The following is a 12485-nucleotide window of genomic DNA, read 5'->3' as shown; positions in this document are numbered from 1 at the left end:
AGCGAGCGATTCCCGACCCCCGAACGATCCCGACCGCGCGCGGGGCGATCGAGCGTAGCCCGGAGACGATAAGATGAGATTAGCAGTATTGTCGAGAGTCGCCTCATCATGACGAAAACGGTCGCCGATATCATGACCCGTGATCCCATCACCGTCGCCCCGGAAACCGCCTTATCGGAAGCGGTGAAGATATTAGCCGAAAAGCGCATCAGCGGTTTACCCGTGGTCGATGAAAGCGATCGACTCGTCGGGGTTATCTCCGAAACTGACCTGATGTGGCAGGAAACTGGCGTGGAAGCCCCTCCCTATATCATGCTTCTCGATAGCGTTATCTATCTCCAGAATCCCGGCCGTCACGAGAAATTACTACACAAAGCGCTCGGCCAAACGGTGGGCGAGGTCATGACCGACAAACCCATCAGTATTACCGCCGATCGCTCCCTCAAAGAAGCGGCCTCCCTGATGCACGATCGGGGTATCCGTCGTCTACCCGTGATCGATGAAAATAGTCAGAAAGTTATCGGTATCCTGACCAGAGGCGATATAATTCGCGATATGGCCAAATCCTGACCGTAAAACGGCGGATTACAAGCCTCCCCGTTTCAGGGGAAAAGTATTTGGTGGGGGGTCGAGCTTCGCGCCAAACCCCCACCTCCCGCCTTCTGCCTCCTCTAAGCATGAATCGCCGTCTCTTTCTCGCGCTCGCTAGTCTCGTCAGCGCCGGTTTCACCCTCAACGCGCGGGGCGCGACCCCGACGAACCCGAGTATTCTTAAACCCCGTCGCCTGAAACCGGGGGACGCGGTGGGCATTATCAGTCCCGCGGGCGCGACTTTCGTGGAAGACGAGCTAAATATCGTCGTCGAGGCGGTAAAAGCGTTAAATCTCGTGCCGAAAGTCGGCGAACACGCGCTCGATCGCTACGGGTATCTCGCCGGGAAGGATAAAGATCGCGCCGCCGATATTAACCGATTTTTCGCCGATCCCGAGATCGCCTTAATCCTGCCGATCCGCGGCGGTTGGGGATGCGCCCGCGTGTTACCCTATCTCGATTACGAGCTAATTCGCCGAAATCCGAAGATTATTACGGGTTTTAGCGATCTAACCTCCTTAATTCTCGCCATTCACGCCAAAACGGGATTGATCACCTTTCACGGGCCGAACGGTTTTTCTAGTTGGCGCGCTCCCCAGACGGACATCTTCCGGAAAGTCCTGTTCGCGGGGGAAAAACTCACGTTTGAAAATAGCCCCGATCCCGACGACGGGGATCGCCTGATGCGGACGAAAAACCGTATCCGGACGATCGTTCCCGGACGCGCGAGAGGGCGTTTAATCGGCGGGAATTTAAGCGTTCTCACCTCGATCGTCGGTTCGCCTTACCTTCCTGCATTCGACGACGCGATCCTCTTCGTCGAGGATATCGGCGAGGACGTGTATAAGATCGATCGGATGTTAACGCAACTGAAACTGGCGGGACTTCTCGATAATTTAGCCGGTTTTATTTTCGGTCAATGTGTTAACTGTAGCGCGAGCGGTGAATACGGTTCTTTTACCCTCGAAGAAGTGATCCGGCAACATATCCAACCGTTAAAAATTCCCGCGTGGTACGGCGCCTCGATCGGGCATCTAGAAATCCTCTACACGTTAGGCATCGGTCTACAGGTAGAAATCGACGCGAACCGCGGAACTCTAACCATGTTAGAACCCGCGGTCGTGTAGGAAATCTAGGGCGAGATACAGCGCCGCCAGACTGCCGGAAACGGTGATCTCGCGAGCGCGAATTTTCTCCCGGATCTCCGCGAGGGGAATTAAAATAATCTCGATTTCTTCGGTGATATCGAGATGTTGTTTTCCGGTAGGAGTCGCGTTCGGGGCGAGAAAAATATGAATGCGATTGGTATCTTTGACGGGGTTATCGTACAGGGTAGCGATCGGGATTAATTCGCCGCTTTCATACCCGGTTTCCTCCTCGAATTCCCGTCGCGCCGCCTCGATAATATTATCCTCCCCCGCGTCCATCGCGCCCGCGGGAAATTCTAATAAAATTTCCCCCACGCCATGTCGGTACTGTCGCACGAAAACCAACCGGCGATCGACCGTGACCGGAACCACTAGCACGATCTCCGGACGGATATTCACGAAATAATCGTCGATAATCGTTCCGTCGGGTAATTTCACCGCGTCCCGGCGCACTTTACACCAACGGTTATCCAGCACCATTCGCGAACCGACGATCTGCCATTTTTGTAAATCGCTCATACACTAGACCTCTCGCGGGATTTCAAAATTGTCGTGCGCTTAGGGAGCCAGGAGTCAGGAGGAAGGATCAAGAAATTTATAGACAAGAATCGCGAGAAAAACCTATTGATTTTGTAAAATCCCTGTTTGTGAAAGTCTAAAAACTTGAAAAATAACCACCATACAAGATAAATAGTTTTCGAGGGAGATTTTAAACAACATATTCTTTGATTCTTCCTCCTGGCTCCTGAATACTGGCTCCTGACTCCTTAACCACGCGTGGCTCCCGGGCCGATCGCCTGACGGGGCCGCGCGCGGAACGAGATCGAGCGCCGAGCGCCCTTCGCGAGACTACCCCGAATCTTTCCGGATCTTTCTCCCGATTGTCCTTCATAATTAAGTCAAGAAAGGGAGTTTACACTCTAAAAATAGAGGATAGACCGACTCGAACGCGTATCCCTCGGATAAGAAGGTCGAAATTCCTACAATTTAAGCGTCTACCCGATTCTTTAGTCCGTATCCGTTAGCCCGGAGTCGATCGCCCGACGAAAACGACCTCCCGTGAACTTATCTCGGAATTCTCGGTTATTATATATCTTTCCCCGCCCTAACCCCCCGGAATAGCCTGAATGATGAATGAGAAAGCGATTTTAACCGATCAGATCGATCGACTCCGTTCCACGCTGGGAAAAATGGAGATCGCCCTCGGAGCGGTAGACGAGGCGATCGTCTGGACGGATTACCAGGGTAGGGTACAGTGGTGTAATCGCGCCTTCGATCGCCTGGTCGGTCGGAGCCACCTTCTCGTTCTCGGTCGAGCGCTGGTAGATGCCCTACCGTTACAACGGGACGGAGAAGCGATCTCGGCAGACAAACACCCGTTCTCGATCGTCGCCACCACCCGATCGAAACATCAGGCCGGATACGAGTTCCATCAGGAGGGGCGAACCTTAATCCTAGAAATCTCCGGCGCGCCGCTCTCCCATTCCGACTCTTCCCCCTCGGAACCGGTGAGCGTGGTGCTAGTCATTCGGGATATCACCGAACGCGAGCGAGCGGAACAGGCATTACGACGGGCGAATGAAGACTTAGAACGACGGGTCGCCGAACGCGCGCGGGAGTTAATTCTCGCGAACGAACGACTCCAGCGAGAACTGGTCAAACGACAGAAAACCGAAGCGCGATTGCGAGCGACCACCTCGCGACTGAGCGCCTTAATTCAAAACCTACAGGCCGGGGTGTTGGTGGAGGACGAAAACGGGCAGATCCTTCTCGTGAACCAAGAATTCTGTGATTTATTCGGGATTCCCGTCTCGCCATCGGATCTGATCGGTCTCGATTGTCAAAGCTCGGCCGGGGAGGCCAAACTACTCTTTCAGGAACCGGAGCGATTTATCGAACGGGTCGTCGAGATCTTGCGAGACCGGGAGATCGTGACCAACGAGAGCCTACGGTTACAGGACGGCCGGATTTTCGAGCGGGATTACGTGCCGATTTTTCTCGAAGATAGCTATTACGGGCATCTCTGGCTCTATCGGGACGAAACCGCCCGCGAACAATCCCAAAAAGCCCTCCAGCGAAGTAAGGATCTCCTGGAAACGATCGGCCTGACGCAATCGCGATTTATTACCGCCGCCCTCCCGGACATCGTGTTCGACGACTTACTCGGCGGTTTGCTGGAACTCACCGATAGCGAGTACGGGGTGATCGGCGGGATAGCCGACGGGGAGGGGGAAAATCCGACGATCGAGGAAGTGTACCTCAAAAGACGCGATCGACCCTGTATCAAAATCCGGACGAGTGACCGAGACCTCGAAAACGGCGAAGAACCAGAAAATAGCCTATTTTCCCGGCTAAATCCCTTTTTTAGCGAGGTAGTGACGACCGGGCGACCGGCGATCGTCAACCGACCGTCGCTCGCCGGGGCCGACGGCGCGCGCTCGAAGCGGCAACCCCCCGTGAACGCCTTTTTAGGCCTGCCGTTTTACCGCGACGATCGATTGGTGGGGGCGATCGGCATCGTCAACCGGCCCGGCGGGTACGATACCGAGTGGGTCGAGTACCTTCACCCCTTCCTAATCAACTGCGCCAACATTATCGAGGCGTACCGCAACGATCAACGCCGTCAGAACGCGGAAACGAGACTGTGGAAACAATACCAGCGAACCCTATTACTCAAGGAAATCACCGAGGAGATCCGTCAGAGTCTCGATACCGCCAAGATTTTTCAAACCACCGTCGATCGCCTCGGGGAAGTGTTACGGGTCGATCGCTGTGTTCTCCATCTCTACGTCGAGAAACCGATCGCCTGCCTGCCGGTAGTCGCCGAGTATCTAACCCCCGGCCAGATCTCCCTGCTCAACGCTCGAATCCCGATCGAGGACAATCCCCACGCTCGTAAGGTTCTCGAACAGGACGAGGCGGTGGCTTCCGATGACGTTTTCCGCGATCCCCTCCTAGCGTCCGTCACCCCGATCCGCGATCGACTGGGGCTGAAATCCATGCTCGCCATCCGTACCTCCTACCAGGGCAAGCCGAACGGGATCATCGCCCTGCACCAAGGCAACGATTTCCGCCATTGGACGGCGGAAGACGTGGAATTACTCGGAGCCGTGGCCGCCCAAGTCGGGATCGCCCTCGCCCAAGCGTCCCTCCTCGAACGGGAAAGACACGTTCGCGGGCAACTCGCCCGACAGAACGAGGACTTGAGCCTCGCGAAAAAGGCGGCGGAAACGGCGAATAAAGCGAAAACCGAATTTCTCGCCACCATGAGCCACGAGATCCGCACCCCCCTGAACGCGGTGATCGGTATGACCGGCCTCCTGCTCGACACGCGACTCACCTCGCAACAGCGACAGTTCGCGGAAACGATCCGCGGCAGTGGGGAAGCCCTCCTCACCCTGATTAACGATATTCTCGATTTCTCGAAAATCGAATCGGGAAAACTGGTACTCGAGGAATTCGCGTTCACGATCGAGCGGTGCGTCGAGGAATCCCTCGATCTAGTCGCCTCCCAAGCCGGTGCCAAGGGACTCGATCTCGTGTACCGGATCGCGCCGGAAGTGCCGCAAGCGATCGTCGGCGATCTCACCCGCGTCCGGCAGGTATTGGTCAATTTATTGGGAAACGCGGTGAAATTTACCGATCGGGGCGACGCGCGGGTACTCGTGACCGCGACGGAGATCGATTCCCCCGACAAAACCCACGAAATTCAATTTCTCATCAAGGATACGGGGATCGGTATCGCTCCCGACCAACAAAACGCCCTCTTTCAGTCGTTTAGTCAGGTAAACGCCGCGATCGCCCGTCAGTACGGGGGAACCGGTCTGGGACTGGCCATCTCTAAGCGATTGGTGAACTTGATGGGGGGACGGATCTGGGTGGAGAGTCACGGGGCCGTAACGGGCGATCCTCCCGCCGGTTGGCGCTCCGCGTCCGCGCCCGGAGAGCCGGGGGCTTCCTTTTACTTCACCGTTCTCGCCAAAGCGGTCGCTCCCGAACCGTCGGCGAACCCGGCGGACGATCTCCCGATGCTGTCCGGAAAGCGCCTGTTGATCGTCGAGGAAAATCCGATCAACCGGCAATGGTTACAGGAAGCCACAGAAGGCTGGGAAATGTCCTCGCGAGTCACCGATTCCGGCTGGCAGGCTTTGAACTGGTTACGGCAGGGGGAACGTTTCGATCTGGCTATCCTCTCGCCGCGTCAGCCGGAAACCGAGGGCATCGAACTCGCGCGGGCGATTCACGGCGTGCCGGATAACGGGGATCTACCCCTGATCCTCCTGGGATCTCTCCCGTCAACCCCCGGCGACCCCCCGGACGAGACCGGGGAAGGATTCGCCGTCTGGCTCCCGAAACCGATCAAAAAATCGCGGCTATACGAGACTTTATTAGAGGTTTTCTGGGAAAAATCCTCCCCCGAAACCCCGCGGGAGTCGATCGCCCGCGTTTATTCCCGAAGCGATCGACCGACGATTCCCCCGCGACGGAATCCCCTGCGGATTCTGCTGGCGGAAGACAATAGCATCAACCAACAGGTCGCCTTACTCTTACTCCAGAAACTCGGGTATCGGGCCGATGTGGTCGGTAACGGTTACGAGGCGATCGAGGTCTTGCGTCAGGCTCCCTACGATGTCGTGCTGATGGACGTGGAGATGCCGGAGATGGACGGGATAACGGCGACCCGATGTATCCACGAGGAATGGGAGCCGGCGGAACGTCCCCGGATTATCGCCGTGACCGCCTACGCGATGAGCGGCGATCGAGAGAAATTTCTAGCGATGGGCATGGATGATTATATTAGCAAACCCATCCGGGAGGGAGAATTACTACAAGCTCTCCAGAGAGTCGGTCAACGGGGAGAGCGCGAGAGACGGAACGGGGAAACCGTTATCGAGACGATCCCGGACAGACCGGTTCTCGATCGGAGCGTCCTACAAACGATCCGCGAGATGGGAGGGGCTAACGCCGGGGAAATTATCGCCAAGATCCTCCGCGAGTTCCTGAAAAATACCCCCGGACAGATCGCGGCGATCGAGCGGGCGCTCGACGACGGAAACCGGCGATCGGTACAGTTCCTCGCGCACTCGCTAGGCTCGGGAAGCGCGAATCTCGGGGCGATCACCTTCTCCCGCGCTTGCCTAGAATTGGAAACTGTCGGCGATTCCTGCTCGATCGAGGAAGCGAGAGAACGGGTCGCCGGGATAAAAGACGAGTACGAGCGAGTAAAAGTCCTTCTCGCGGAACAGTTGGCAGATTTCTCGGAAAGATAGGTCGGGAGGGCGATCGTGAATCTTAAAGTTAGCGACATCGGGGAACGGGGATTACTGGAAATCCTCCAAAAATTCTGTCCCGCGGAAATTATCGGCGATGACGCGGCGGTTTTAGACCTTCCTGGCGATCGCTCTCTCGTCGTCACCACCGATGTTCTCGTCAATAACGTGCATTTTAGCGACGCGACCACCTCGGCGGAAGATGTGGGCTGGAGAGCGGCCGCGGCCAATCTGTCGGATCTGGCGGCGATGGGCGCGGAAGCGATCGCTATCACGGTCGGATTGGCCTTACCCCCGGATCTGTCGGTTAGTTGGGTAGAAAGGCTATATCAAGGGATGACGGACTGTTTACAACGCTATAACACCCCGATCGTCGGCGGGGATATCTGTCGCGCCTCGGAAATTAGCGTCAGTATTACCGCTCTCGGCGCGGTGGCGAAAGACGGGGCGATCCGGAGATATAACGCGAACGTCGGCGATTCGATCGTCATTACCGGTTATCACGGGCTTTCCCGCGCGGGTTTGGAATTACTCCTCCACCCGGAAACCGGCCGCGATCTCTCGGAAAGAGACCGGGAAATTCTTATCCAAGCCCATCAACGCCCGAAACCGAGACTCGATTGCTTACCATATTTACAGGAAATTGTCAAGCGATCGAGAATCGCCGGAATGGACAGTAGTGATGGGTTAGCGGACGCGTTACTCCAGATCTGTCGCGGTAGCGGGACCGGGGCGCGGATCGATCGGGTTCCCCTCTCTCCCGCGTTGGTCGAGTACGTTTCTCCCGAACAGGCTCTAGATTGGGCTTTGTACGGGGGGGAAGATTTCGAGTTAGTGCTGTGTATGACGGAAGAGTTCGCCGGGGGGTTCGCGGAACACGCGGGGGAAGGCGCGGCGATTATCGGTCGGATCGTGTCGGGAGACGAGGTTACACTCGCTGACGGGAAGAGATTGGATTTTAGTGCGAGTTTCCAGCATTTTTCCCCGTAAAAAGTCTAGAAATGAATTTTATCGAGATCGAGGGACAGAAAGCGATCGAGTCCGAGATACATCCAGTAAATCGAGTGTTGATGTTCCTGTACGGTTTTTTGGAATCCCAGCGCCAGGGCGAATCTCTCGTACCACGGGTGGATAATCAGGGTGTAGAGATCGCAGAGATTGGGAAAATCCCGCGTCATCTGCCGGAGGGTATCGCGGGTATCTTGCAGGAAGATCGATCGATAACCGTCTAAATAGGCCGGATCGATCATCCAACTCCGAATAAAGACGGCGAGACAATCTTTATCCCCTGGAACCGCCATTTTAAACGGATCTTCCTCGCTCATGACGCTAAAATGTAAATTTTTGGAGGGAGAGGTAAAGAAATTCGCCTCCGACTCGCTCGCGGTGGGATAGAGTAGATAGAAACCCACCGGGTTGAGGTTATCACAACGCCGTAGAACCCGCGTTCCCGTCGCGTATTGATTCGCCCATCCGCGCAGGAGACGGGAAATCCGATGGGGTGTCGCTTCCGAAGTCCGATTCATCCAACGATAGTTACGCGTGAGCAGATTGGCCACGGGAATCGCGTCACAACGGGGATCGAAGGAGTCTAGACGCAATTCTACCGACAATTCGGTGTTTTCCTCCTCTAGAATGCCCTCGATCGGCGTAATTTGAATTCTCGTCACGTTGCCGTCAAAGCTTTTCTCGATCAATCCGAGGGCGGCCAATTTATCTAGCATCATACCCGCGGAGCGATCGCTTCCCCGTTCCCCGTCCGGATAGAATAACTCGGCCGCTTGCCGGTGGGTACAGATCGCGCTCGTGGACGGAAATACGAGTTCGGAAAGGGGCGGTTTAGATTGATTTTCCTGTATTAACGCGTAAATCCAGAGACGTAAGAAACAATTCGCCCGAACACGGGTTAATCCCACCTTCCGGATCAGGCGATCGATCATCTGTTCCTGTTTCCCCGCGGAAAACCAAGTCTCTAGGGTTTTCGTTTCCATCTCGCTCTCTCATCCTTCTCGTTCCGATTATACTTCACCCCACTTCACTCCACTTCTACCCACTCCCGCAACTAGAGACCGCTCATTGTGGCTTCTCCGATACGGCGAATACAATGGTTTTAACCAGTTGAGAGGTGATTATGAACGATAAAAAATACAACCCCTCTACCACCCACACCCAAGCGTGGCTGATCCAAACCTGGTTATCTTTTATCATCGCCACCGCGTCTACCGGGATCGGGATCGTTTATTTACCGGTGGACGCGTGGGTGAAAGGGTATTTGGGCATGGGTTTTATGTTCACGATCGGTTCGACGATCGGTTTATCCAAAACCCTGCGCGACGTGGAAGAATCCAAGCGCCTGATCACTCGCATTGACGAGGCAAAATTAGAACGTCTCCTCGCCAACTACGACCCGTATAAAGAGTAAAATAATTCTAGACAAAAGGCTTTGTTTATGCTAGTCAATGGGAAGGTTTTCCCGATCGCGCGAGGGATGATCTCTCTGTGGAAAGATCCCGGTAATACGCTCTCGGTGTATGACATTGAAGACGGATTAAAAGACAGTTGGCTTCAGCGAATGTCTCTACGGTACGTTAAGCTCGATCGGGCGACGGCGGAACTGCTCGAAGAACGGTATATCCCCGAGCATCCGGATTTAAAAACCCTTCTTAGCTTACCCGCGGATTCTCTAGGATATCAGTACGCCTCGCACCTGATCGCCCACCATTTCGACCCGAATTTCTATCGCTCGATCGAGGTGAATTCGGAAGTGGATTATCTATTACTCCGCTCGCGGCAGACTCACGATATCTGGCATTTAGTAACGGGTTATGATGTGGATGTGGCGGGGGAATTAAAACTCAAAGCCTTTGAATGGAGCCAAACTAGACGACCGATGGCGCTCGTTTTACTCGTCGCTGGATTACTCGGGGCTTTCTGTACATCTCCCCGTTCCTTTCTACATCTCTGGAATCAAATTATCGCCGGTTATCATCTGGGAAAACAAGCGAAACCCTTCCTCGCGCGCGCGTGGGAAAAAGAATGGGAAAAACCCCTAACCGTATGGCGACAGGAATTGGGAATAAGGGTAGAATAATTTCTACGGGTAGGATTAGAAAGATGTCCGATCCTACCTATCTTTTCCCGCTTCGATCACGGGATTTCCTCGGGATCGATGCCTAACTCCCGTAATTTCGCCGCTAATCTTTCGGCTTTCTGTCTTTCCCGCGTGGCGATATCTTCGGCTTGAACCGCGCGATCTTCCGCTTCTAGGGCTTGATTTTCCGCCTGTCGCGCGGCTTCACTAGGAGTTAGCACTGATTCACTCTCGGGGGTAAAATAACGTAGTTTCTCGTCGTGAATGCCTAGATATAACTCTAGTTGTTCGCTCCATAACCAGCCCCGATCTTTCGGTTCGATCTAAAGTCAGGTCGGACGCTTGCTTATAGAACAATTTCGGGATTACGTTTTAGAGATTAAACGGGATCGATCGCATCAAGTTTAAATACCATTACCGATAGAGGCGGTACATTAATTTCCAACGCGTGCGGCCACGGGGACGAGTTCCACTGTCGGGTTTTTATCTCGTTACCGTTGACTCGACCGTGACCCCCGTATTTACTATCATCGGTATTGATCAATTCCCGATAAATTCCCGGTTCTCTCACCCCCAGCCAATAATTCCCGTAGAAATTGGGTTTAAAATTACAGGCGACGACGATAGTATCGCCCGAGTGTTTATCTTTCCGTATATAAGTGATCATGCCGCGGGGCATATCGTTACACTCGATCCACTCGAATCCTTCTAGGGTGAAATCATCGCGATAGAGCGCGGGATTAGAAATATAAACTCGATGTAAATCTTTGACGAGTTGTTGTACTTGTTGGTGGGGTTCGTACTGTAATAACCACCAATCTAGATCCGCGTTCACGTTCCATTCCCGCGTCTGTCCGAACTCCATCCCCATAAACAGGGTTTTCTTGCCCGGATGGGTGAACATATAAGTTAAAAGAACGCGTAAATTGGCCATTTTCTGCCCGTCGTCCCCCGGCATTTTCTGCCAGAGATGACCTTTCCCGTGAACCACTTCATCGTGGGAAAGCGCTAACATAAATTTCTCGGTGAACGCGTACCAAATACTGAAAGTTAACTGGCCGTGAACGTTCGATCTTTCTTGCGGGTGGACGGCAAAATACCGTAGGGTATCGTTCATCCAGCCCATATTCCACTTGAAGTTAAATCCTAAACCTCCCTCGTCGATCGGATGGGATACTTTCGCCCAAGTGGTCGATTCTTCGGCGATGGAAAGAATGCCGGGGTAATAGTGGAAAATCGCGGCGTTTAATTGTTTTAAAAACTCGACCGCTTCTAAATTTTCCCGACCCCCGTATTGATTGGGAATCCATTCTTCCCGTTCGTAGTCGAGATACAGCATAGAAGCCACCGCGTCCACGCGAATTCCGTCGATGTGATATTTGTCAAACCAGAATAAGGCGCTGGCGATCAGGAAATTGCGAACCTCGTTGCGATCGTAATTAAAAACCAGCGTCCCCCAACCTTTATGTTCTCCTTTCCGCCAATCCGCGTACTCGTATAAAGCCGTACCGTCAAAGTGCGCTAAACCGTGCGCGTCTTTGGGAAAATGTCCGGGAACCCAATCGACAATAACCCCGATGCCTTCTTGATGACATCGATCGATAAAATACATGAAATCTTGTGGCGTTCCATACCGGGAGGTCGGCGCGAAATAACCGACCACTTGATAGCCCCAGGAACCATCGAAAGGATGTTCGGTAATGGGTAATAATTCGATATGGGTGTAGCCGATTTCTTTGACGTAGGGAATCAATCGATCGGCCAGTTCCCGATAGGTGAGAAAACGCGCCCCCGGTTTGTCGGGAACCGCGACAGCCGGACCGTTTTCCGGGGGAGTTTCTAAACCGGTATGTAACCAAGAACCGAGATGAACCTCGTACACGGAAATCGGCAGATCGTGGGGGTCGGTACTCGATCGCTTATCTAACCAAGCCTCATCATTCCAAGCATAGGAAAGGTCGGTGATGATCGAGGCCGTCGCCGGTCGCGTTTCCTGTTGATAGCCGTAGGGATCGGTTTTCAAATAACAAGCGCCGCGAGAATCGATCACCGCGTATTTATATTTTTCCCCGGATTTTAAATCGGGGATGAAGGCTTCCCATATCCCCATCAAATTCCGCGTCATGGGGTTCTGTCCGATCGACCAATGATTGAAATCGCCGACGATCGATACCTCTCTCGCGTTCGGCGCCCACACCGCGAAATAAACGCCCTCGATCCCGTTTCTCTCGATCGGACGCGCGCCGAGTTTCTCGTAGATCCGATAGTGTTTTCCTTCGCCGAACAGATAGAAATCGAACTCCGTGAACCGATCGATCGATTGAATGTTTTCCATCGCGATGAGAATTGAAGTTTTCCGTGAAGTATTGATTGAAGGAAGGGCGC

The 12485-nt window shown here is 54.0% G+C and carries 9 protein-coding genes and 1 pseudogene; 6 read left to right on the top strand and 4 right to left on the bottom strand.

Translation table 11 applies throughout. The annotated features are described in order from the left end of the window. The first annotated feature begins 108 nt into the window (after positions 1-108). Complete coding sequence (locus V0288_RS05105; RefSeq protein ID WP_332863951.1) at positions 109-570, top strand: CBS domain-containing protein; 462 nt, start codon at positions 109-111, stop codon at positions 568-570. Positions 571-677: 107 nt separating this feature from the next. Then, the gene (locus tag V0288_RS05100) at positions 678-1718 is read left to right on the top strand and encodes a S66 peptidase family protein (RefSeq protein WP_332863950.1); all 1041 of its coding nucleotides are present in this window, start codon (positions 678-680) and stop codon (positions 1716-1718) included. Here the strand turns inward: V0288_RS05100 and V0288_RS05095 are convergent. Continuing rightward, positions 1698-2258 (bottom strand): NUDIX hydrolase, encoded by a 561-nt coding sequence (locus tag V0288_RS05095; protein WP_332863949.1) that lies wholly within the window; start codon positions 2256-2258, stop codon positions 1698-1700. The two genes, V0288_RS05100 and V0288_RS05095, sit on opposite strands and share 21 nt — an antisense overlap. Before the next feature lie 608 nt (positions 2259-2866). On the opposite strand from V0288_RS05095, the gene V0288_RS05090 reads away from it, so the two are divergent. Both V0288_RS05090 and thiL read left to right on the top strand, forming a co-directional pair. Next, positions 2867-7009: a response regulator gene (locus V0288_RS05090; RefSeq protein WP_332863948.1), complete on the top strand. Its 4143-nt coding sequence runs from the start codon at positions 2867-2869 to the stop codon at positions 7007-7009. Positions 7010-7024: 15 nt separating this feature from the next. Next, positions 7025-7999 (top strand): thiamine-phosphate kinase, encoded by a 975-nt coding sequence (gene thiL, locus V0288_RS05085; RefSeq protein ID WP_332863947.1) that lies wholly within the window; start codon positions 7025-7027, stop codon positions 7997-7999. Positions 8000-8004: 5 nt separating this feature from the next. Here thiL and V0288_RS05080 read toward each other — a convergent pair whose 3' ends face one another. Further along, positions 8005-9000, bottom strand: a complete 996-nt coding sequence (locus V0288_RS05080; RefSeq protein WP_332863945.1) for a hypothetical protein — start codon at positions 8998-9000, stop codon at positions 8005-8007. A gap of 140 nt (positions 9001-9140) precedes the next feature. On the opposite strand from V0288_RS05080, the gene V0288_RS05075 reads away from it, so the two are divergent. Together V0288_RS05075 and V0288_RS05070 are read left to right on the top strand one after the other, a co-directional pair. Then, the gene (locus tag V0288_RS05075; RefSeq protein ID WP_332863944.1) at positions 9141-9431 is read left to right on the top strand and encodes a YiaA/YiaB family inner membrane protein; all 291 of its coding nucleotides are present in this window, start codon (positions 9141-9143) and stop codon (positions 9429-9431) included. 27 nt (positions 9432-9458) lie between these two features. Next, complete coding sequence (locus V0288_RS05070; RefSeq protein ID WP_332863943.1) at positions 9459-10100, top strand: Coq4 family protein; 642 nt, start codon at positions 9459-9461, stop codon at positions 10098-10100. A gap of 56 nt (positions 10101-10156) precedes the next feature. On the opposite strand, the pseudogene V0288_RS25065 reads toward V0288_RS05070, so the two are convergent. Next, positions 10157-10423, bottom strand: a pseudogene (locus V0288_RS25065) (Uma2 family endonuclease); the annotation flags it as partial. A 56-nt stretch (positions 10424-10479) separates the two neighbouring features. Continuing rightward, positions 10480-12435 carry a 1,4-alpha-glucan branching protein GlgB gene (gene glgB, locus V0288_RS05060; RefSeq protein WP_422661900.1) on the bottom strand — a complete coding sequence of 652 codons (1956 nt, stop codon included), beginning with the start codon at positions 12433-12435 and terminating at the stop codon, positions 10480-10482. Positions 12436-12485: the final 50 nt, after the last annotated feature.

The sequence above is a fragment of the Pannus brasiliensis CCIBt3594 genome (genome assembly GCF_036688125.1).
Taxonomy (GTDB): Bacteria; Cyanobacteriota; Cyanobacteriia; order Cyanobacteriales; family Microcystaceae; genus Pannus; species Pannus brasiliensis.
Note: the sequence above shows the minus strand (reverse complement) of the source record. Positions and strands in the feature narration are given on the sequence as shown.

Bases quoted from the DNA above. Each gene is read 5' to 3' on its own strand.
- V0288_RS05105 (WP_332863951.1), top strand. From the start codon at position 109: ATGACGAAAACGGTCGCCGATATCATGACCCGTGATCCCATCACCGTC.
- V0288_RS05100 (WP_332863950.1), top strand. From the start codon at position 678: ATGAATCGCCGTCTCTTTCTCGCGCTCGCTAGTCTCGTCAGCGCCGGT.
- V0288_RS05095 (WP_332863949.1), bottom strand. From the start codon at position 2,258: ATGAGCGATTTACAAAAATGGCAGATCGTCGGTTCGCGAATGGTGCTG.
- V0288_RS05090 (WP_332863948.1), top strand. From the start codon at position 2,867: ATGATGAATGAGAAAGCGATTTTAACCGATCAGATCGATCGACTCCGT.
- V0288_RS05080 (WP_332863945.1), bottom strand. From the start codon at position 9,000: ATGGAAACGAAAACCCTAGAGACTTGGTTTTCCGCGGGGAAACAGGAA.
- V0288_RS05075 (WP_332863944.1), top strand. From the start codon at position 9,141: ATGAACGATAAAAAATACAACCCCTCTACCACCCACACCCAAGCGTGG.
- V0288_RS05070 (WP_332863943.1), top strand. From the start codon at position 9,459: ATGCTAGTCAATGGGAAGGTTTTCCCGATCGCGCGAGGGATGATCTCT.
- glgB (WP_422661900.1), bottom strand. From the start codon at position 12,435: ATGGAAAACATTCAATCGATCGATCGGTTCACGGAGTTCGATTTCTAT.